Raw genomic sequence first — 20,561 nt, 5'->3', positions numbered from 1 at the left:
TGGCGTGGCCTCCTTCAGTAGGGTCCCGAAGTCAACCTACGCCGGAGGGTGATCAATGGCCATCGATGCCACGCCGTACCGGCCCAGATCGGAGGTGGTCGTTCGGCGGTGGGCGGTGGCCAGGAGGTAGCCGGCTGTTCCGGCGGCCAGCCACGCCAGGGTGTGTGCGACTCCGGAAGGGCCCAGGCCGGCGTCGGCGGTGATCGCCCGGATCGCCAGCACCGGGCCGTGGCCGGGAAGCAGGCCGTCCAGGATGGTCACCCAGGCGGGCACGCCGGAGACCACGGCAGCGGCCAGGGTCACCACCGGGACGATGATCGACAGGAGGCGGCCGCCGCTGCCGAAGGCCACCGCGAGAGCCTGGTTGATCAGCAGGAACGTCACGGCCACCAGGATGTCGACCACCAACAGGGCCAGGAGCTCGACCGGGCCGGGAGACAGCAGCGCGCCGGCCACGGCGGTGACCAGGACGGCCTGGCCGGTGGCCAGCAGCAGTGGGCGGCGGGCGTTACGGACGGCGAGCCGCCAGGTGCTTCCGCGCCAGGCCAGCGGGTCGTGGGCGGCGGCCGGGACGAGCTGGAAGATCAGCATCGCGCCGATCCACAGGGCGATGGCGATGACCGCGCCGGCGATCAGGTCGCCGATTCCGGCGTCGTCGCCGGTGATCGCGGCGACCGGGGTGGCGGCGACGGTCTTGAGGTGGTCGCGGTCGGCATCGCTGTAGGTGGGCACCTGGTCACGGCCGTCACCGAGCGCGCCGGCGAGGCTGCCCGCGCCTTCGGCGAGCTTTCCCGAACCGTCGGAGATCTTCCGGCCGGCGTCACCCGCTTCGTGGGCGCCGTCGGTGAGCTGTCCGGCTCCGCCCGCCGCGGAGGTGGCGCCGTCGGCGAGCTGTTGTGCGCCGGAGGCGGCGTCGCCGGTGCCGGAGGCGAGCCGGCCGGCGCCTTCGGACAGGGTGCCGGCGCCGGTGGACAGCCGGCGGGCGCCACGGTCGACCGAGGCGGCGCCGGTGGCGGCCTGGTGGGCGCCACGGTTCACCGCGACGGCCCCGGTGGCGGCCTGGTCGATGGCGGTGACCAGGCGTGGCGTCCGGTCGGCGAGGACGGCCGTTCCGTCGGCCACCTTCTCCGATCCGTCGGCCAGCGCGGTGATGCCGTCGCGGACTTCGGTGACCTGTCCGCGTACCCCCTCTTTGGCGTTCTCGGCGTTGCCCGCTTCGGCGACGATCCGGTCGGCCAGGGCCTGGAGCTGGGTGCACAGGTCGGCGGGGGTTTCGCACTGGTCGGCGAGCTGCCGGATGCGGGCCGCCTCGGCGGTCAGGTCGGGTAGTGCGTCGATGCCGTCGACGGCCCGGTCGGCGAGCGGGACGACGGTGTCGGCGAGTTCCCGGTTGCCGTCGGCGACCTGCCGGGCGCCGGCGGCGAGCGCCCGGGTCTGGCCGGGCAGCGCGGCGGCGCTGTCGGCAAGCGTGTCGAGTCCGGTGGAGAGCCGGCCGGCGCCGGTGGCGAGTTGCCTGGTCCCGGTGGCGAGGGCGCCGGTTCCGCGGGCCAGGGCGGTGGCGCCGGAGTCCAGTTTGCGGGCGCCGCCGGCGAGGTCTCCGGCGCCGTCGTCGAGTTGTTCGAGGCCGTCGGCGAGTTCCCGGCTGCCTGCGTCGAGGCGTCCGAGCCCGGCCGCGAGCTCGTCGGTGCCGGTGGCGAGCCGGTTCAGGCCGACGACGAGCCGTTCGCTGCCGTCGGCGAGGCGGCCGGCGCCGTCGGAGAGCTCACCGGCGCCGTCGGCGGCCTGGCCGAGCTGGTCGTGCATCCGGTTGAAGCCGAGGTACACGTTGTCCAGATAGGTCTCGACGACGGTCCGGTTGAGGGTGGTGACGGCCGCGTCGGTGAGCGTGCGGGTGATCACCGGGTCGACGCCGGTGACGGTCCGGGAGGCGGTGACGTCGATGCGCGCCTGCGCTGCCGCGGAGGCGGAGGCGTCACCGGTGGAGACGGCTGCGGCGGAGAAGTTCGAGGGGATGGTCACGGCGACGGCGTAGGCCCCGGAGCGAAGACCCTCGGCAGCGTCGTCGGCGGAGGTCAGCACCCACGTGTAGTTGTCGCCGGTGTGGTTGACGAGACGGCCGGCCAGCTCACGGCCGAGCGGAACGGTCTGCCCGCCGCGCTGCACGGGTTCGTCGTCGTTGACCACGGCCGCGGTCACCGTGCCGAGTCGATCCGCGGGCCGGCCGAACGCGCTGAGCAGGGCGCCGGCGATGACCACCGGCACGAGGAGGATGCCGATGCGGCGGAGGCGGGTCATGCGTACACCTCGGAGGGGTTGAGATCGATGGTGCGGGTCGCGTCGAGGCGCGGATCGTGGTCGCGGGCGGTGACGATCACGGTGGTCCCGGCGCGGGCGGCGGCATGCAGGGCGCGTTGCGCGTCGTCCCGGCCGGCCCGCCCGGGAATCCGGTCGAGGCCTTCGACCAGCAACAACGGCGGCGCCAGGCAGGCGGCATCCACGGTTTCGCGGGCCGGCTCGGCGAGCGCGGGACACCTGATCAGAACAGCTTGATCTCGTACGGCCGAAGCGCGCTGTGGCAGCACGAATCCGAGCGTCCGGGCGGCCCCGGGCAGCCTGGTGATCCGCCCGCCGATGGCGTAGAGGAGATCCCGGGTGGCGTCCGGCGCCCCCACGATCTCGACGATCTCGCCCGGACCGGCCCGCAGCACGCCGGGGGTGTACCCGGCGATCGCGACGACGTCCTCGGCGCCGGGTTCGGGCCAGTCGGCGAGGGCGAGCTCGCGGGTGAGCCCTTCGCCTTCGACGTCGAGGGACGGCAGTGCCCGGTCGAGCCGGGACGGCAGCCACCAGGCCCGGTCGCCGAGGAGCCGCAGCACCGCCGGGACGAGGGTCATCCGGACGAGGAACGCGTCCACGAACACCCCGACGGCGAGGGCGAACGCGATGGGTTTGATGGTGGTGCTGCCGTCCGGGACGAACGCCGCGAAGACCGCGAACATGATGAGCGCGGCGGAGACCACGACCGGGGCGGACGCTTTGAATCCGGCGTCGACGGCGTGGCCGGCATCGCCGGTGTGCACGTACTCCTCGCGGATCCGGGAGACGAGGAACAGCTCGTAGTCCATGGCCAGGCCGAACAGGACACCCATCAGGATGATCGGCAGGAAGCTGATCACGCTGCCGGTGTGTGACACGTGCAGCACGTCGGTGAGCCAGCCGCGCTGGAAGACGAGCGCGGTGGCGCCGAACGCGGCCCCGACCGACAGCAGGTATCCGGCGGTGGCCTTGACCGGCACCGCGATCGACCGGAACACCATGGTCAGCAGCACCAGCGACAGCCCGACGACGAGCAGCCCGAACGGGATGAGCGCGCCACCGAGCCGGGCCGACACGTCGATCCCGACCGCGGTGATCCCGGTGACCGCGACGTCCGACCCGGCGAAGTGGTCGCGCAGCCGGTGGACGAGATCGGTGGTGGCCTCCGAGTCGGGGGCGCTGTCCGGGATCACCTGGACGATGCCGACCTGGCCTTTCGGGTCCGGGGTGGCGAGGGCGACCAGGGCGACCCCGGGCATCCCGGCGATCTCGGCGCCGAGCCGGTTCATGTCACCGACCGGGTCACGGCTGGAGATGATGTTCGCGGTGACGAGCAGGGGGCCGTTGTAGCCGGGTCCGAAGTGTTCGGTGATCGTGTCGTAGGTGACCCGGGCCGGGCTACCGTGGGCTTCGCTGCCGTTGTCGGGCAGGGCGAGGCGCAGTTCGGCGGCAGGCAGGGTGGCCAGGCCCAGTCCGAGAACGATCACGACGATGGTGATGATCGGGCGGCGCGTCGCGAGGCGTACCCAATGATCGAAGATGTTGACCTTGGGAAGCCGGAGGCGTGGTTTTCGGGGACGCAGACGCTCGCCCGCCACGGACAGTAACGCCGGGATGAAGGTGACGGCGATCAGCACGGCGACGACCACCCCGAGGGCGGCGGCCAGGCCCATCGTGGTGAGGAACGGGATGCCGGCCACCACCAGCCCGACCAGCGCGATGATGACGGTCAGGCCGGCGAAGACCACCGCCGAGCCGGCCGTGGCGGTGGCCCGGGCGATCGACTCGTCCACGTCGAGGCCGTCGCGGAGCTGGTCGCGGTGCCGGGAGAGGATGAACAGCGCGTAGTCGATGCCGACGGCGAGGCCGAGCATCACGGCGAGCATGATCGCGGTGGACGGCACTCCGGTGAACGCGGTGACGCCGTAGAGCAGCGACGCGGACAGCCCGACGCCGAGGACGGCGGTGAGCAGCGGAATCCCGGCGGCGAGCATCGAGCCGAAAGTGATCAGCAGGACCAGGAGCGCGACGAGCAGGCCGAGCCCTTCGGTGGGGCTGAGTTTCGGCACCCGGTCGGCGAAGGCGTCGCCGCCGGCCAGCACCTGGACGCCCGGTCCCAGGTTCTGCCGGAGCTCGTCGGCGACCGCGGCGAGGCGTTCGCGGGTGGCCGGCTGCACCTCGGTGACCGAGACGTCGAGCTGGACGGTGATGATCGCGGCGGTCCCGTCGGCGGAGACCGCACCCTTGATCCGCTCGTCGTAGGGCGAGACGACCGCGACGACGTGCTCGACACCCTCGGCCCGGTCGGCCGTGTGCGCGACCGCGTCGCGGATGTCCTGGTCGCGCACGTCACGGCCGTCCGGCAGGGTCAGGACGATCTTCGCGGACGCGCCGCTGACCTGCGGGAAGACGCGGGAGAGGGTGTCGAGGGCGGTCTGTGAGGGCGAGCCGGGGATGGTGAACTCGTCATCGGCGCCGGCCGAGATCAGGTTGCCGGCGCCGGCCAGCGCGAGGATCACGAGGAGCCAGAGCGTGATGGTCCGGGCGCGGCGCCGGATCACGGCTGCGGCGACGCGGTACAGGGTCGTGGACAGAGCCGACCTCCGGTGAGCAGAACCTGCACAGTCAAGTGCAGGTTACTTACCTACTCACCGGTGTGCAATTACGGGTTACTCGCCGCCCTCCCGCTTACGCAGGTCCTCCTCACGTCGCCGCAGGTCGGCCTCCCATTTCTTCATCATGTCCTCGTCCTCCTTCCGGCTGCGCTCGGCGACCCGCTTGAGGAACTCGGGGTCGTCGTCGGGCGCCACCGGGCGGGGCCGCTCGTTCTCCGGGAAGCCGCTACCAGGCTTCCAGACGGTGCCGTTGCTGAGCCGGATCGGACGAGCCGGACGGCCGGCCACGAACCAGGCGATCGGGCCGATCGGCGAGAAGAGCAGGATGAGGATCACCCAGACGATCCGCGGCAGGGCCCGGATCTCGTACTCCTCGGCGGACAGGCAGGAGATCAGCGCGCTGATGATCAACACGAGGTCGATCAGCGCGAACAGTGAGTAGAGGCGAATCACGCCGGAGATGATGACAGAGCATCGGCCCCGGCGTGGTCCCATTCCGCAGGCGCTGACCCCGGTCGTGGCGAAACGAGGTCCGCGCGGTCTGAACAGGGTCCGGACCCGGTCGCCGGGCCAAGCGGAACGGGGCGTCCACCATCAGGTTCTGCAGATGCGCGAACCGTTCCGGCGGGAAGTCCGCAACCGCCGCCGCCACCTCCTTGGCCGACGTCTCGTCCACGTCCGCCAGATGCCGCTGCCGGCCCCGGTCACCAGTGCCGTCCGGCCGTTCAGGTCCAGCGTGACCACCCGCGTCGTCCTGCCGCACACCCTACGAGCCCCACACGGCACACATCCATGTGTGAGATCGACACCCCGGGCGGCCCACAGGTGTCCTCACGCCACAACACCGGCCCGTTTTCCCCGCAATCAGCCCGTTGAGCCGGTACGGATGGCGAATGATTCCTTTCGGGGCAAATTCCAGACGAGGGGGACGACGTCATGAGCGAGCCCGTACCATCGGCGGCCCGCCTGGCCGGAGACGTACGCATCGGCACCAAGATCCTGGTGGTCGTGCTCGTGGTGGCGGCGCTCGGCGGGGCGGTCGGACTGTTCGCGCTGCGCCAGATGAGCACACTCTCCGACGCCGCCGAGGGCGAGTACGCCCAGACGCTCAAGGCGCAGGCGATCGCCGACATGCGCTCGGCGTTCAACCGGACCCGGATCAACGCGCTGGAGTTCCTGCTCGCCGGCGACGCCACCACCCGGGCCGACGAGCAGAAGGAGTTCCAGGACGAGGTCACCAACGTCGCCGGCCTCAGCGCCCAGTACCAGGCCCTCACCGGGACCTCAGCCGAACGCGACAGCCTCGAATCGTTCACCGGCGACTGGGACCAGTACCTCGCCCTCGTCACGGACCGACTGTTCCCCCTCGCCGAACAGGGGCGGATCGATCAGGTACGCACCATCCGCGCGAAGGAGATCCAGCCGCTCGTCGCCTCGATGCGCGACGATCTCACCGCGCTGTCCAACGCCGCCGTGGCCGAGGCCCGCAGCTCCCACGAGGGCGCGAACGGCGCGTACAGCAGCGGCCGGGCCATCATCATCACCGCGATCCTGATCGTGCTCGCGGTCGGCGCGGCCATCGCGGTGCTCTTCGCCCGGGGCATCACCCAGCCACTCGCCCACTGCGTGCAGGTGTTGCAGCGGATCGACGAGGGTGATCTCACCGCGCGTACCGAGATCGGCGGCGGCGACGAGATCGGCGAGCTCGCCACCGCCCTCAACCACACTGCCGGCGCGGTCGCCACCACCGTCCGGCAGGTCCGCGACGACGCCGACGCCCTGTCCAGCACCTCGGCCCGGCTGTCGGTGATCGCCGAGGAACTCACCAGGTCCGCGCAGACCACCGCCGAACAGGCCGGATCGGTGTCCGCGGCGGCCGAGGTGATCTCCTCGAACGTGCAGACGGTCGCCGCCGGCACCGAGGAGATGAGCGCGTCGATCCGGGAGATCGCCACCAGCGCCGGGGCCTCCGCGCAGGTCGCCGGATCGGCCACCACCGCCGCCCAGCGGACCAGCGACACGATGGCCAAACTCGGTCAGGCCAGCGCCGAGATCACCGAGGTGATCAACGCGATCACCAGCATCGCCGAACAGACCAACCTGCTCGCCCTGAACGCCACCATCGAAGCCGCCCGGGCCGGCGAGTCGGGCAAAGGGTTCGCCGTGGTCGCGTCCGAGGTCAAGGATCTGGCCCAGGAGACCGCACGGGCCACCGAGGACATCAGCAAACGGATCGCCGCCATCCAGTCCGACACCGACGCGGCGGTCGCGGCGATCGGCGACATCGGCGACGTGATCGCCCAGATCAACGACTACGCCACCACGATCGCGGCAGCCGTCGAGGAGCAGACCGCCACCACCGGCGAGATGGGCCGCAACGTGGCCGAGGCGGCCAGCGGGTCCGGGCACATCGCCGCCGACATCACCAACGTGGCCGCCACCGCCAACCAGACCACCCAGAGCGCCGACGAGGCCCGGACCACCGCGGCCGAACTCGCCGGGATGGCCCAGCGGCTCGGCAGCGCGGTCAGCAACTACCGGGTGTGACCCGGACGCCCGACCGCCGGCCGTCGCCCAGCACGCCGTCGTCGAGCAACGGCCGAGACCGCCAGCCGTCGCTCAGCGCGGCAAAGCGCACCCGATTCCGTCGCTGAGCGACGGCCGAGACCACCGGCCGTCGCCCAGCACGGGAAAGCGCACGCCATTCCGTCGCTGGGCGACGGCCGAGACCGCCAGCCGTCGCTCAGCGCGGGAAAGCGCACGCCATTCCATCGCTCAGCGACGGCTGGCGGTCCTTGGTCACCTCTCGGTGGCGGGCAGGTGCAGGCGGGGCCACGTGGCCAGGTCCGCGAGCAGCTGACGGTCGTGGGTGGCGACCACGACCGCGGCCGGCGTGGTCAGCAGCGCCTCGGTCAGTTCGTCGACCAGCGCCGACGACAGGTGGTTGGTCGGCTCGTCGAAGATCAGCAGGTCGGGGCCGCTCGCCAACTGGAGGGCCAGGTCGAGACGGCGCTGCTGGCCCTGGGAGAGCAGCCGCACCGGGGTACGCAGCGCCTCCGCGTCGAGCAGCCCCATGGTGCCCCGGCCGGCCAGCAGCCGGTGGGCCGTGACGCCGTCCGGCCAGTCCGGGACCTCCTGGGCGATCAGTGCGATCCGGATGTCCGGAGATCGGCGCACGTCACCGGCCGGGGCGGCGAGCCGGCCCGCCAGCAGCGACAGCAGCGTCGACTTGCCCGCCCCGTTGGCGCCGGTCACCAGCAGCCGATCACCACCGTCGATACTGAGGGTGACCGGCCGGTCGAGCCGGCCGGGCGCCCGCACCCCGTCGGCGCGCAGCAGCGGCACCCCTTTGCGGGTGTTCAGTTCCGGCCATCGCAAAACCGCGGGCGGCGCCGGAACGGTGATCCGATGTGCTTCCAGCGCCTCCCGCTCACGGTTGAGGGCCTGCACCACACCGGGCGTGTGCGACTGTCGTTTGTGCTTGTTGACGCCCTTGTCCGGACGCCAGCCGGTGCTCAGCCGGGATCGGGCACGGTCGACCGACTCGACCAGGCGACGGTGTTCGGCCTGCTGTTCGTCGTACTCCTGGGACCATCGTTCCCGGTCACGGCGACGGCCGCGCTGCCACTCGTCGTAACCACCGGCGTAGGTGCGGGCCCGCCCGTCCTGGCTGGGATCCAGGTCGACGAACTCGCCCGCCACGTCCCGCAGCAGTTGCCGATCGTGGCTGACCAGGACGATCCCGCCGGGATGGGCCCGCAGCCGCCCGGTCAGGAAGGACAGGCCCGAGGCGTCCAGGTGGTTGGTCGGCTCGTCGAGCAGCAGCAGGTCGTGATGGGCGCCGAGCAGGCACGCCAGACGCACCCGATATCGCTGCCCGACCGACAGGGTGCGCAGCTCACGGTCCCGGTCGGGGCACGCGCCGAGCGCTTCGAGCGCGATGTCGACGCGGCGTTCGGCGTCCCACGCGTCCAGCCGCCCGGCGGCCTCGAGAGCCGCCCCATACCGGTCATCGGCGCCGGTCCGGCCGGCGGCCAGGTCACCCGCCGCCAATTCAAGATCATTCAGCGCGGTACGGGACTCCAGCAGCGCCGCCGACGTGAGGCTGCCGACGGTGTCACCGGCTCCGGCATGAAGCGCCTGGGCGGCCAGCCCGACACTGCCGGCCCGGTGCACCCGGCCGGAGTCCGGGGTGATCAGTCCAGCGAGGACATGCAGGAGGGTGGTCTTGCCGCGCCCGTTCTCCCCGACGACGGCCAGGCGGTTGCCGGCCGAGGCGGTGACGGACACGCGGTCGAGTACAAGCCGGGCGCCGAGACGAACGGTGACGTCATCGGCACGAAGGTGCGCAAGGGACATGGGTGTGCTCCGCAGCTCGAGAGTGAGCCGGGTAGCCGGATGTGGCCGCCCGGCAGAACGCCGAGACGGCGGGCAGTTCGCAGATCAGTGCGCAAGCGCCGCCGTCAGCGGCCGCCGCGGATCCTCATGAACACGAACCCCATGTGCACAGCTCCTTGAGACATGCCGACGAGGCTAGCCGCCCCGCCCCGCGAGCGCCCACCCATTTTTCAGATGTTCTCATCATCCCGATGTTGGGGGTATCTTGACGGCATGGTTCGGTTGACGAGAATCCAGCAGCAGGCCCGGACGAGAGCCGCGGTGCTCGATGCCGCGGTCGAGGAGTTCGCGGAGCACGGATACGCCGATGCCAAGATCGATCGGATCGCCGCCCGCGCCGACCTGACCCGCGGGGCCGTCTATTCGAACTTCGCCGGCAAACGGTCGCTCTACCTCGCGGTTCTGCTCGGCTACCCGCAGCCGCAGGGCTGGTCGATGCCGGCCGCCGAGCTGCCGGAGAGCGTTCCGGTGACGACGGCCGTCGAGGGGTTCGCCCGCGCATGGCTGGAGCATCTCCCCCTCGCCGGGGACACCTCGGCCGGCGGGCGGCTGCGGTCACGATCGGTCACCGGAGTGTTCGACGACGAGCCCGGCCGGGCCGCCCTCACCGCGATCACCCGGCTGGAGGCTCTGCTGCTGGCCCTCGCGCTGGAGTCCTGCCCACCGGTCGCGACGCGGCGGGTCCGGCTGGCCGAGCTGGTCCTCACCCTGCTGCACGGCGCCGACCATCTGGCCGACACCGCCCCCGGTTTCGGTGATCTGTTCGACCTCACCCGCGCCTGCGCCCACCTGGCCGGGATCACTCTGGACGATTCGTGGGACCCGCCCCACCTGCCGTTCGTGCCGCCGGCCGAGCTCTGCGACGTCCCGTGGGAGCCGGCCGACGGCATCACCGACGACGGGCTGCTCGTGGTCCTCGGCACGGCCCGGCTCGGCGCCGCCGAGGAGGTGGTCCGGGCCGCCGGTCCCGGCGACCGGGTCACCGTGGCGGTGGTCTCCGGCGACCCGGCCGAGACCGGCGCGCTGGTCCGTCTGCGGCTCACCGCCATGGCCGCCTGCCTGCGCCAGGCCCTGCCGCCAGGTGTCGCCCGGCCACTCCACATCGAACTCGACGACGGCCCGGCCCTGGCCGCCGCCGTCGCCGCCTCCTCCCCCGGCCTCGCCGCGCAGGATGACGTGCGCGGCGACGACACAGCGGCCACCGCGAGAGGTGACGTGCTCGGCGCCGCCGCCGAGGCCGCCGCGGGAGGTGGCGTGTTCGGGGACGACGACCAGGTCGCCGCGAAGGTTGACGAGACCGAGGTCGCGGTTCGGATCCGGGACGGACGGGTGGTCGCGCGGGCCTCCGGGCGTGGGGCCGGGCATGCGGTGGCGGTCGCGCTTCGCGACGGCGGGACGGGCGGGGTGGACGGCCGTGACTGATCTGCTGGTGCTGCACACGTTGCGCTGTCTCGGGTTCACCGACCTGGAGCGCGTCGCTGCGGCGGCGGGACTGACCACGTCCGACGCGGAGTCCCGGCTCATCGATCTTGCGGTTGACGGGCTTGTCACCCGTACCCCAGGAGCGTTTGGGGGTTGGGGTCTCACCGAGAGTGGCAAGATCGCGGATGCCCGCCTGGTCGCGGCCGAGCTGGCGGCTGCCGGGGCGCGCGACGCGGTCGGCGCGGCGTTCGAGGCGTTCCTGGTGCTCAATCCGGAGCTGCTGGACCTGTGCACGGCCTGGCACATGCGGCCGGTCGACGGGATCAGCGAGGTCAACGACCACAGCGACGCCGCCTATGACGGCCGGGTGCTGGCCCGTTTCGTCGATCTCGATCAACGGGCGGCGGCGGTGTGCACGGCGCTCACCGCGGCGCTGCCCCGGTTCGGCGGCTATCGCGGACGGCTCACCGCGGCCCTCGATCTGGCGCGGGCCGGCAAGCTGGAGCACCTGGCCGACACCACCACGTCGTATCACAACGTCTGGTTCCAGCTGCACGAGGATCTGCTGGTCACGCTGGGGATCCCGCGATGACCGACATCCACCGGCTCGATCCCCGGACGCCCGCCGACGCCGGCGTGCTCGGCGGCAAGGCGGCCGGGCTGATCACGATGATGCGGCTCGGGCTGCCGGTGCCGGCCGGGTTCGCCGTCTCCACTGTGGCGGGCCGGGAGTTCCTGCGGAGCGGGCGGCTGCCGGAGCTCGACGACGCGGTCCGCGACCTGGCCGCTCCGGCCGTGTCGGTGCGGTCCGGGGCGGCGGTGTCGATGCCGGGCATGATGAGCACCTTCCTGAACGTGGCAGGTGACCCCGGCCCGGTCCGCGACGCGGTCGAGGCGGTGTTCGCGTCGTGGCACACCCCGCGCGCCACGTCGTATCGGGAGGTGCACGGCATTCCCCACGACCTGGGGACGGCGGTGGTCGTACAACAGATGGTCTTTGGTGATCTTGATCTGCGCAGTGGGAGTGGGGTCGCGTTCAGCCGGGATCCCGGCTCCGGCGCGCCGCATCCGTATGGTGACGTGCTGTTCGGGCATCCGGGTGACGACGTCGTGTCCGGCCGGGTCGCCACCCGGCCGCTCGGTGACCTCGCCGGCCGTGAACCGGCGGTGTGGGCGGCGCTGCTCGACGGGCTCGGCCGGGTGGAGCGGCACTACCGGGACGTGTGCCATGTGGAGTTCACGTTCGAGGCCGGGCGGCTGTGGTTCCTCCAGGTGCGGCCGGGCGGGCTGGCCGGGCGGGCGGCGGTACGGGTCGCGGTCGACCTCGCCGACGAGGGGATCATCGACCGGCCGGCCGCGGTGCGACGGGTCTCGGACCGGCAGTTGCGGGCCACCCGCACCCCGCGGATCCGGGCCGGCGTCGAAGCGCTGGCCCGGGGCATCGGAGCGAGTCCCGGCGTGGCGTCCGGCCGGATAGCGGTCACCGCCGACCGGGCCGCCCGGATGGCCGCCGACGGACCGGTCATCCTGGTCCGGCCGCACACGTCCCCGCTCGACATGCACGGGCTGGCCGCGGCCGCCGGCATCGTCACCACGATCGGTGGCCCCACCAGCCACGCCGCGGTCGTGGCCCGGTCGATGGGCCGGCCCGCCGTGGTCGGCGCGACGGCGCTCACCGTCGACCCGGAGGCCGGTTTCGTGCACTCCCCGGCCGGTTCGCTGCCGGAGGGCGCCGTGATCACCATCGACGGCGCCGGCGGCGAGGTGGTGGCCGGCGAGGCCGGGAGCATCGGCGGCGAGGCCGACCCGCACCTGGATCGCCTTCTATCCTGGGCCCGTGCCTATGGATGAAGTCATCGACCAGCCGCTTCGGGCCCAGTGGGAGTCGTTCCTCGAGGAGCACCGGACAGACCTGCACGACAGCCTCGACGGGCTGACCGAGGAGCAGGCCCGGCGACGGCTGGTGCCGTCCGAGACGACACTGCTCGGCCTGGTCAAACACGCGACCTTCGTGGAGAAGGTGTGGTTCGACGAGGCGATCACCGGGCGGCCGCGCAGCGAGATCGGGATCCCGGACACGCCGCACGAGTCGTTCGCCCTCGACGACTCCGACACCATCGACAGTGTGCGGGCCGCCTACCGGGAGGCCTGCGCGGCATCCCGGGCCGCCGTGGCCGGGCTCGGGCTGGACGACATCGTGACCGGCAACCGTCGCGGCCCGGTGCCGCTGCGCTGGGTCTACCTGCACTTCCTGCGGGAGATCGCCCAGCACTGCGGGCACGCCGACATCCTGCGCGAGCAGGTTCTGGCCCAGCCCGCCGACCGGTGGGCACGGTCCGACTGGTGGGGTGTGGTGCTCGACGCGCCGGACATCGAGGTGCTCGCCACGTTCTACGCGGAGTTGCGGGGCTGGTCGATCTGGCGGCGCGAGCCCGGGAACATCGCGCTCGACGCCGGTGAGGGGGTCGGCTACCTCACGGTGCAGCACAACCCCGACCATGTGCGCCCGGTGTGGCCGGCCGAGGCGGGCCGCCAGCAGATGATGCTGCACCTGGACTTCGAGGTCACCGACCTGGCGGCGGCCGTGGCGCACGCGGTCGGGCTCGGCGCGGAACTACCCGCGTATCAGCCGCAGAAGAACGTGCGGGTGCTGCTGGATCCCGCCGGTCACCCGTTCTGCCTGTACACGGCGTAGGCCTCGCGGCTCGCCTCGATGCCCGGGGCGTGCTCGATGGCCCAGCCGGCCAGCGCCAGCGCGGGCGGGATGAGGCTCTTGCCGGTCGGGGTGAGCGCGTACTCGACGCGGGGCGGAACCTCGGCGTGGACGGTCCGGGTGATCAGGCCGTCCCGTTCGAGGTTGCGCAACGTGAGGGTGAGCATGCGCTGGGAGATGCCCGGAATCTGATGGTGCAGGTCGGTGAAGCGCAGAACGCCCTGGTCGAGGGTGGCCACCACCAGCAGCGTCCACTTGTTGCAGATCTGGTCGAGGATCGCGCGCAGCGCACGGCCGCCGTCGCCACGGATCATGCAGGTGTGTTCGTACTCCACGGGTGACATCTCTCTGTTCGTCAGGCACATTTCTGTGCCTTTTGTAGGGCTCCCAAAAGTACCGGATGATGTGGCCACTTACCTCCGGTAACTATTGAGGGGCCCTCGCCATGCACATCGCCTACTGGGTGCTCGCTGTCCTGCTCGCGGTCTTCTACGGCTACGCGGGCGGCAAGAAGGTCAGCCAGAGCCGGGAACAACTCCAGCCGATGATGGGCTGGGTCGACTCCACGCCGATGCCGCTGGTCCGGACGATCGGCTGGCTGGAACTCGCCGGGGCGGCCGGGCTCCTCCTGCCGCCGCTCACCGGGATCGCACCGGTGCTGGCCCTGGCCGCGGCGGCCGGGCTCACCATCGTTCAGATCGGCGGGATCATCGTGCACGTCACACGCGGCGAGGTGAAGGTGATCGGGCTCAACATCGGGCTGCTGATCGCCGGCGCGGTCACCGTGTGGCTGGCCGCCGTCTGGCTATAGCAGCACCCGGTAGTGGTAGCTGTGCGACGGGACGAAGCCGACCTTCCGGTACAGCGCGCGGGCCGCCTCGTTGTCCTCCTCGACCTGGAGATACAGCAGGCCGGCGCCCTGCTCGGCGGACCAGGCGGCCCCGGCCCGCAGAATCGACCCGGCATACCCCTTGCGGCGGTGTCGGGGGTCGGTGGCCATGCAGAACACGCCGCTGAGCCCGGCACCCGCGACGAACAGCCCGAGCGCCGCGATCTCACCGTCGACAGTGACCGACGCGAACCCGGTGGGCGCCGCGATCCGGTCCAGGACGTGCTCGCTGACCGCCTGGTTGCGGTAGGCCGCCCGCCATCGCGGTGTCAGCTCCGGCTCGATCACGACGGCCGGATCGGGCCCGGCCACGCCGGCGACCGGCGCGGTCATGACGATCGTCGGCGCGTCGAACCGGTAGCCCCGGCCGGCCAGCGCGGCATCCAGCTCGGCGTGCTCGTCGGCCGGGCTGATCTGCACGATCACCGGAAGGTCGCGATCCCGATAGAACGCCTCGGCCACCTCGACGGCCGGCCCGGCCTTGGACGGCAGCGCCGAGTTGTTGCGCCGCTTCCCGACACCCGGCGTGTGCCGCAGCAGCCAGCCGCCGGCCTGCTCAGCGTGCGCGGACGGCCACGCGGCAACCGCGTGTTCCTCGATCTTCGCGATGATCCCCATGATCGATGATCTTATGGATCGCCAGCCGGAGCGATTTGCGCCGGATCGCCGACCGGGGCGATTGCGGGGATCGCCGGCCGAGACGATTTGCGGCCGGATCGCCGGCCGGGGCGATTTGCGGCCGGATCGCCGGCCGGGGCGATTTGCGGGGTCCGATACCTTGGGCCGATGCCGAGAGCTGACGAGTCCCACGAGTCCGCACCGGACTGGCTGCTGTGGCCGGTCCGGGCGATCGCGGTGCTCGTGGTGTTGCCGTTCCGCCTGCTCGGCATGGCTTTCGAGGCGATCGGCGGCTTCCTGCACCGCTACCTGCTCATCCCGCTGACCTGGCTGGGCCGACGCCTGATCGTCATCCCCGCCCTATGGCTGTGGCACTGGCTGATAGTCGTCCCGGCTACCTGGATCTGGGGCTGGCTGATCGTGGTCCCGCTGACCTGGCTCTGGGTCAACGTGTTGCGCCCACCGGCCCACTGGCTCGGAAAAGCCCTGGTCACAGTCTTCGGCTGGCTGCTCGCGATCCCGGTCATGCTGATCGGCGTACCGCTGATGTGGCTGTGGGAGCACGCTGCCGTACCGGGCGCGATCCTCCTGTACCGCTGGGTCCTCCACCCGGCAGGCGCCTTCCTGTGGACGTGGATCCTGGTCCCGATCGGCCGGGCCCTCGCCTGGTTCCTGCGGACCGGCTGGAACGGCACCACCTGGCTGTTCCGCCAGATCTACCGCTTCCTGCTCCGCCCGATCGGCATAGCCATCGCGGTGACCTGGCGATACACGGTCGGCGCCGTCTGGCGCCACGTCATCACACCGGCCGCCCGCTGGCTACGCGACGAGATCCTCCGCCCCACCGGCGCCGCGATCCGGTCCGTCCTTTCCGCTCTGGGCCTCCGATAACCCCTCATCTGGTACGGCCACCCCTACCCGAAAGCACCGGCCCCGCCCCGGACCACACCGCGACGGGGCTGCCCGCTCCCGGCCGCCCCGCGCCCGCCGGGCCGAATCCGCCGCTCACCGTCACCCCGCCCGCCGCCGGCCCGCACCGCCGCCTCCGAGCGCTCAGCACGAGCGTGAAAAGTCGTGCAAGATCGGCGCGGGCAGGACGAGAACGCGGGCACCCGCACGGCGATTCACCCGGACGGGCTGCGACGTATGTCTACGGACCCGAACCGGACGGCCAGTACCGTAGGTGACCGGTCGACAGCAAGCTCACCCTGTGAACTTGCCGCCACCCCAGGACCCGTGGGCCGGCCAGCCGGGACCGCCGCCACCACCGCGCCCCGGTAACGGTCCGCCCACCCCGCCGGCGCCACCGAACGCATCGAACAGCCCGCACGGCTACGGTCCGCCGATCGTCCCGGGCCAGCCGGGCGTGCCGTACCCGGGATACGGCCGACCAGCCGCCCCGCGCCCACCCGCCGATCCCTACCTCGGCTACGGCGTACCGCCCACCGCCGGCCAGCCGACCGTCCCGGGCCAGCCGGCCGGTTACGGCCAGCCGCCCTATGGCCCGTCGCCCACCATGATGTTCGCGGCGCCGGCAGCTCCGGCCCCGAGGTGGAAGTCGTGGCACAAGCAGGTCCTCGGTGTTCTGGGGGTGCTGACGTTGTGCGTGTGCGGGGTGGCCCTGTTCGCACCGGATCAGGACACGGACAAGACGGCAGACAGCCCCGAGGTCGCAGCGTTGCAGCAGTCCGCTTCGACTACCCCGCAGACCGCCACGGCGACCCCGAAGGTCGAGGCGACCACCACCGCGAAGCCGGCCAGAACGACGACGAAGCCCAAGCCCAGCCCGTCCCGAACGGCGTCCAAGTCACCGAAGGCCGTCTACTACGCGAACTGCGACGCCGCGCCGGGCGAACTGGGCCGCACCGACCCGGGCTACCGCAAGGCCCTGGACCGCGACGGTGACGGGGTGGCCTGCGAGTCGAGTGGCGACGACGAGGAACCGATCGAGGACGACGACGGCACCGACCCGCGTTACAAGACGTGTGCGGCGGCCAACGACGCCGGGCTCGGCCCCTACCGTCGCGGCATCGACCCGGAATACGAGTGGTACCAGGACCGGGACGGCGACGGGGTGGTCTGCGAGACCTGACGGCGGCCGAACCCGAACCACCGGGCGACACAGCCGGTGACCAGCGGCCTCAGCCCGGAACCCGCGCTGCGGCCGCGTCCCGGCAGCCACCTCGCGTGGTAGCCGACGGAACGGCCCCGATCGCCGGGGAGACCCTTTCCGTACCAAATGTTCGGTTTGGAAAGGCGACCCGGAAGTGACCGCGACCGGGATGGCCCGCCGGGGACGCCGGCGAACGAAATCGGACAGCCGGTCCGGACGTGGGCGCGGGCGATTTGCGGGATCATGACCGGTGTGAGTGGGCGCACGTTCGGGATCCTGTCGCCGTTCGTCGGAGGGGACTACTACGGGGCGATCATCGAGGGGATCAATGCGGCGGCTGTCGCCGGTGGGGACCGGGTGATGGCTGTGCAGACGCTGGACCCTGGCGCGCACAGCGCCGACCGCAGTGGCCTGCCGGAATTCCACCGGCCGGTGGCGTGGCGGCATCTGTCGGGGCTGGCGATGCTGCCGGGCGCGGTCGGTTCGGAGTATGCCGAGGCGGCCCGCCGGGCCGGGTTGCCGGTGGTGCTGGTGGCGGCGGAGAAGTCCGGCGAGGGCATGTCGGTGGTGGCCGCCGACAACCGCAGCGGGGTCCGCGACGCGGTCGCCCACCTGATCGAACACGGTCATGAACGGATCGCCTTCGCCGGCTACATGGTGCATTTCGACCTGCGTGAGCGGCTTGCCGGGTATTGCGCGGGCCTGGCCGAGCACGATCTGAGCCCGATGGTGTTCGACACCGGCGACAACCACGAGTCGGGTGGCGTGGCGGTCGCCGACGCGCTGATCCGGGCCGGCATGCCGGTGACCGCGATCGTTCTCGGCACCGACCGGAACGCGATCGGCCTGATCGAGCGGCTCGCCGCGGCCGGTTACGACCTGCCGAAGGATCTGGCTGTCGTCGGGTTCGACGACATCGCCGACGCCGCCTACCTGCGCCCGGCCCTGTCGAGTGTGCGGCAGCCGCTCGACGCGCTGGGCGCGGCGGTCTACGACCTGATGTCCGAGCCGCCGCAGAAACGCCAGGTGGCGACGCTTTTCGAGCGGCGCGAGTCGTGCGGCTGCGCCTCGGACGGGCTGCCGTTGTCGGAGGCGAACACCCGGAAGCTGTTCGGGCAGGTCCAATATCTCCAGGACACCCTGAACGTCCAGTACGAGCTGGGCATCGCGCTGCTCGGCGAGCAGGGCGGCGATCCGGCGCACCTGGACTGGCTGGACCGGACGACGGCGCGGGCCGGGTGTCTGGGCCTGTGGCATCCGGATGAGCCGGAGAAGCTGGAGACGGTCGGCACGTTCCAGTGCCCGGGGGTCGGCGGCCGGGTCATCCCGGTGGATGAATTTCCGCCGGCCGAGCTGTTCGCGCTGGCTGACGGGCCGGGCGGCGACATCGTGTTCACGGTGCCGGTCCGCAGCCGTAAACGTGACTGGGGGATGCTGGCCGCGGTGGGGCGGATCCAGTCGACGACCCCGCCGGGCCGGGAGATGATGAACCATTCCGGGTCGTTGCTGGCGAAGGCCCTGGACTACCGGGTGGTCGAGGAACGGCTGCGTACGGCCGCGATGCACGATCACCTGACCGGCCTGCCGAACCGGCTGTTGCTGGAGGACCGGCTCACGCAGGCCGGGTTGCGGGCCGCGCGGGAGCCCGGTTACCGGTTCGCGGTGCTGCTCATGGACCTGGACGGGTTCAAGGCGGTCAACGACAGTCTCGGGCACGCGGCCGGTGACCAGTTGCTGGTCCAGGTGGCGAGGCGGCTGACGGCGCTGTTGCGGCGCACCGATACGGTAGCTCGGCTGGGCGGGGACGAGTTCGTCGTGCTGATCGACGACGTCGCCGGGCCGGGAGGGGACAGTGTGGTCCGCGCCGGGATCGAGGCCGCGGTGGTCGAGCCGTACACGATCGACGGGCATGTCGTCGAGGTGGGGCTGAGCATCGGGTCGGCGGTGTCCGGTGACGGGTCGGCCGATCCCGACCTGCTGCTGCGGGAGGCCGACGCCGCCATGTACCGGGAGAAATCGGCCAGCCGCCGACGATGACGGATTTCGTGGAGAAGCGCGACGTGACGACCGACCAGCCCGGCCAGTTGGCGCGCCGGGGTCACCCCGAGGCCTGGCACGACCAGTGGACCGACCTCAATCACTTCCTGATGGTCTACAAGTTCGGCCTCGCCGAGATCAACACGAAGATCACGATCCTGGCCGAGGAACTCACCCACCGCGGCTCCGGCAACCCGATCGAGCACGTCAGCCCGCGCCTGAAGTCCCCGGCGAGCATCACCGCGAAGGCCCACCGCCTCAACTGCCCGCTGCATTTCGACGATCTCCGCTCCCGCATCCGCGACATAGCGGGCATCCGGATCGTGTGCAGTTTCGTCTCCGACGTCTACACGGTCGCGAACATGCTGACCCGCCAGCCGGACGTCAACCTGGTCGTCACCAAGGACTACATCGCCAAGCCGAAGCCCAACGGCTACCGCAGCCTGCACCTGATCGTCGAGATCCCGGTCTTCATGTCGGACCGGGTGGTGGCGGTTCCGGTCGAGGTCCAGCTGCGAACGGTCGCCATGGACTTCTGGGCCAGCCTCGAACACAAGATCTACTACAAGCACGATCCGGACGTGGTTCCACCCCGCCTGCGCGACGAGCTGACCGCCGCCGCGGAGGATGCCGCGCGTCTCGACGTCCGGATGGAACGGTTACACCGCGAAATCCACGGACCAAGACGCTGATTCGGTACGGCCACACCGCCCACCGAATCCACCCCGTCCCGCCGGCGCCACGCAAGGCCCGCAGCGGGTCCGGACCGAAACGCGACCGCCGGGCTGATGCGGTGGCTCAGAGATCGGTGATCCGCCCGCCGTCACCGAAGGCGTCCACCGCCGCGAGCAGCTTCGCCAGGAATTCCGGCAGGTCACGAGCGATGACGGAGATGCCCGGCCCCTCGTATTCGCCACCGAGGTACGCCGCTTCCCGCAGGCGGAGGATCGGCCCGCCCGGCCCCGCCTGCGCCGGCCGGTCCCCGGCCCGTCCCGCACCGTCGCCGAGCGCGATCGCATACTGGGCGCCGCCGCCGTCCCCACCGAAGACCACGACGTCCACCTGATACGCCCCGGCGACCCGGTCCGGTCGTCCGTCATCGTGATCGAGGACGCCGACAAGCCCACGAACGTCGTACAGGAAGTAGCCGTTGCAGATGTCCGGCAACGACACCGCTCCCACGGCCTGCTGAAGTACGACCAGCTCATCCGGCACCCACGGCATCCGGCGCCGCAGCGCGGCCAGTTCCGCAGAGGTAGCCGGCGGCCCCACCGTGTGCTCGTCAGCCTCAAACGGAAACGCCGACACGACGTCCCGCAGCGCCCGCCGAACGGACTCGTCGAGGCGGACAGCCCATTCGTCGACCAGCACGCCGAGCACTGTAGTCCCGGTCTCCGTCCTGGTCCCCGTCCCCGTCTCGGTCCCCGTCCCGCTCTCCGT

The 20,561-nt window shown here is 71.6% G+C and carries 17 protein-coding genes and 1 pseudogene; 11 read left to right on the top strand and 7 right to left on the bottom strand.

Going from position 1 to position 20,561, the window contains the following annotated elements:
* Positions 1–36: 36 nt before the first annotated feature.
* The 3 genes from AB0E94_RS45280 to AB0E94_RS45270 form a co-directional block, all read right to left on the bottom strand.
* Entirely contained in the window at positions 37–2,295 is a 2,259-nt protein-coding gene (locus tag AB0E94_RS45280) for a YhgE/Pip domain-containing protein (RefSeq protein ID WP_360340338.1), read from the bottom strand.
* Positions 2,292–4,877, bottom strand: coding sequence for an MMPL family transporter (locus AB0E94_RS45275; RefSeq protein ID WP_360340335.1), 2,586 nt, complete (start codon positions 4,875–4,877; stop codon positions 2,292–2,294). The genes AB0E94_RS45280 and AB0E94_RS45275 overlap by 4 nt, the downstream gene beginning before the upstream one ends.
* 108 nt (positions 4,878–4,985) lie before the next feature.
* Positions 4,986–5,384: a PLD nuclease N-terminal domain-containing protein gene (locus AB0E94_RS45270; RefSeq protein ID WP_360340332.1), complete on the bottom strand. Its 399-nt coding sequence runs from the start codon at positions 5,382–5,384 to the stop codon at positions 4,986–4,988.
* 483 nt (positions 5,385–5,867) lie between these two features.
* On the opposite strand from AB0E94_RS45270, the gene AB0E94_RS45265 reads away from it, so the two are divergent.
* Positions 5,868–7,478 (top strand): methyl-accepting chemotaxis protein, encoded by a 1,611-nt coding sequence (locus AB0E94_RS45265; protein ID WP_360340329.1) that lies wholly within the window; start codon positions 5,868–5,870, stop codon positions 7,476–7,478.
* A gap of 252 nt (positions 7,479–7,730) precedes the next feature.
* On the opposite strand, the gene AB0E94_RS45260 is transcribed toward AB0E94_RS45265, so the two are convergent.
* Positions 7,731–9,290 carry an ABC-F family ATP-binding cassette domain-containing protein gene (locus tag AB0E94_RS45260; RefSeq protein WP_360340326.1) on the bottom strand — a complete coding sequence of 520 codons (1,560 nt, stop codon included), beginning with the start codon at positions 9,288–9,290 and terminating at the stop codon, positions 7,731–7,733.
* A gap of 252 nt (positions 9,291–9,542) precedes the next feature.
* Between AB0E94_RS45260 and AB0E94_RS45255 the strand changes: the two genes are divergently transcribed.
* The 5 genes and pseudogenes from AB0E94_RS45255 to AB0E94_RS45235 all read left to right on the top strand — a co-directional run bounded on the left by AB0E94_RS45255 (position 9,543) and on the right by AB0E94_RS45235 (position 13,446).
* Entirely contained in the window at positions 9,543–10,751 is a 1,209-nt protein-coding gene (locus AB0E94_RS45255; protein WP_360340323.1) for a TetR/AcrR family transcriptional regulator, read from the top strand.
* The gene (locus AB0E94_RS45250) at positions 10,744–11,343 is read left to right on the top strand and encodes a transcriptional regulator (RefSeq protein WP_360340320.1); all 600 of its coding nucleotides are present in this window, start codon (positions 10,744–10,746) and stop codon (positions 11,341–11,343) included. The genes AB0E94_RS45255 and AB0E94_RS45250 overlap by 8 nt, the downstream gene beginning before the upstream one ends.
* Entirely contained in the window at positions 11,340–12,602 is a 1,263-nt protein-coding gene (locus AB0E94_RS45245) for a PEP/pyruvate-binding domain-containing protein (protein WP_360340317.1), read from the top strand. Before AB0E94_RS45250 ends, AB0E94_RS45245 begins: the two co-directional genes overlap by 4 nt.
* Positions 12,595–12,996 (top strand): annotated as a pseudogene (locus AB0E94_RS45240) (DUF664 domain-containing protein); the annotation flags it as partial. The gene AB0E94_RS45245 and the pseudogene AB0E94_RS45240, both read left to right, overlap by 8 nt.
* A 60-nt stretch (positions 12,997–13,056) precedes the next feature.
* The gene (locus tag AB0E94_RS45235; protein ID WP_360340373.1) at positions 13,057–13,446 is read left to right on the top strand and encodes a VOC family protein; all 390 of its coding nucleotides are present in this window, start codon (positions 13,057–13,059) and stop codon (positions 13,444–13,446) included.
* Here AB0E94_RS45235 and AB0E94_RS45230 read toward each other — a convergent pair.
* Positions 13,419–13,808 (bottom strand): helix-turn-helix domain-containing protein, encoded by a 390-nt coding sequence (locus tag AB0E94_RS45230; protein ID WP_360340314.1) that lies wholly within the window; start codon positions 13,806–13,808, stop codon positions 13,419–13,421. The genes AB0E94_RS45235 and AB0E94_RS45230 overlap by 28 nt on opposite strands.
* A 101-nt stretch (positions 13,809–13,909) precedes the next feature.
* Here AB0E94_RS45230 and AB0E94_RS45225 point away from each other — a divergent pair, with 101 nt between their 5' ends.
* Complete coding sequence (locus tag AB0E94_RS45225; protein ID WP_360340311.1) at positions 13,910–14,275, top strand: DoxX family protein; 366 nt, start codon at positions 13,910–13,912, stop codon at positions 14,273–14,275.
* Here AB0E94_RS45225 and AB0E94_RS45220 read toward each other — a convergent pair.
* Positions 14,270–14,971, bottom strand: coding sequence for a GNAT family N-acetyltransferase (locus tag AB0E94_RS45220; protein WP_360340308.1), 702 nt, complete (start codon positions 14,969–14,971; stop codon positions 14,270–14,272). The two genes, AB0E94_RS45225 and AB0E94_RS45220, sit on opposite strands and share 6 nt — an antisense overlap.
* A gap of 168 nt (positions 14,972–15,139) precedes the next feature.
* On the opposite strand from AB0E94_RS45220, the gene AB0E94_RS45215 reads away from it, so the two are divergent.
* From AB0E94_RS45215 to AB0E94_RS45200, 4 genes are all read left to right on the top strand, one after another.
* Positions 15,140–15,862 carry a hypothetical protein gene (locus AB0E94_RS45215; protein WP_360340305.1) on the top strand — a complete coding sequence of 241 codons (723 nt, stop codon included), beginning with the start codon at positions 15,140–15,142 and terminating at the stop codon, positions 15,860–15,862.
* A gap of 325 nt (positions 15,863–16,187) precedes the next feature.
* A complete protein-coding gene (locus tag AB0E94_RS45210) occupies positions 16,188–17,063 on the top strand; it encodes an excalibur calcium-binding domain-containing protein (RefSeq protein ID WP_360340302.1) in 876 nt (291 codons plus the stop codon).
* A 273-nt stretch (positions 17,064–17,336) separates the two neighbouring features.
* A complete protein-coding gene (locus AB0E94_RS45205) occupies positions 17,337–19,121 on the top strand; it encodes a GGDEF domain-containing protein (RefSeq protein WP_360340299.1) in 1,785 nt (594 codons plus the stop codon).
* Positions 19,118–19,813: a GTP pyrophosphokinase family protein gene (locus AB0E94_RS45200; RefSeq protein WP_360340296.1), complete on the top strand. Its 696-nt coding sequence runs from the start codon at positions 19,118–19,120 to the stop codon at positions 19,811–19,813. Before AB0E94_RS45205 ends, AB0E94_RS45200 begins: the two co-directional genes overlap by 4 nt.
* A 106-nt stretch (positions 19,814–19,919) precedes the next feature.
* Here AB0E94_RS45200 and AB0E94_RS45195 read toward each other — a convergent pair whose 3' ends face one another.
* On the bottom strand, positions 19,920–20,492 hold the full coding sequence (locus AB0E94_RS45195; protein ID WP_360340293.1) for a hypothetical protein: 573 nt from the start codon (positions 20,490–20,492) through the stop codon (positions 19,920–19,922).
* Positions 20,493–20,561: the final 69 nt, after the last annotated feature.

This window comes from Actinoplanes sp. NPDC026670, assembly GCF_040638175.1.
Classification (GTDB): domain Bacteria; phylum Actinomycetota; class Actinomycetes; order Mycobacteriales; family Micromonosporaceae; genus Actinoplanes.
The sequence above is the reverse complement of the archived record's forward strand: the minus strand, read 5'-3'. Positions and strand labels throughout refer to the sequence as shown.

Coding starts and splice junctions, on each gene's coding strand:
- AB0E94_RS45280 (WP_360340338.1), bottom strand. CDS start 2,295: ATGACCCGCCTCCGCCGCATCGGCATCCTCCTCGTGCCGGTGGTCATC.
- AB0E94_RS45265 (WP_360340329.1), top strand. CDS start 5,868: ATGAGCGAGCCCGTACCATCGGCGGCCCGCCTGGCCGGAGACGTACGC.
- AB0E94_RS45260 (WP_360340326.1), bottom strand. CDS start 9,290: ATGTCCCTTGCGCACCTTCGTGCCGATGACGTCACCGTTCGTCTCGGC.
- AB0E94_RS45255 (WP_360340323.1), top strand. CDS start 9,543: ATGGTTCGGTTGACGAGAATCCAGCAGCAGGCCCGGACGAGAGCCGCG.
- AB0E94_RS45245 (WP_360340317.1), top strand. CDS start 11,340: ATGACCGACATCCACCGGCTCGATCCCCGGACGCCCGCCGACGCCGGC.
- AB0E94_RS45230 (WP_360340314.1), bottom strand. CDS start 13,808: ATGTCACCCGTGGAGTACGAACACACCTGCATGATCCGTGGCGACGGC.
- AB0E94_RS45225 (WP_360340311.1), top strand. CDS start 13,910: ATGCACATCGCCTACTGGGTGCTCGCTGTCCTGCTCGCGGTCTTCTAC.
- AB0E94_RS45220 (WP_360340308.1), bottom strand. CDS start 14,971: ATGGGGATCATCGCGAAGATCGAGGAACACGCGGTTGCCGCGTGGCCG.
- AB0E94_RS45215 (WP_360340305.1), top strand. CDS start 15,140: ATGCCGAGAGCTGACGAGTCCCACGAGTCCGCACCGGACTGGCTGCTG.
- AB0E94_RS45200 (WP_360340296.1), top strand. CDS start 19,118: ATGACGGATTTCGTGGAGAAGCGCGACGTGACGACCGACCAGCCCGGC.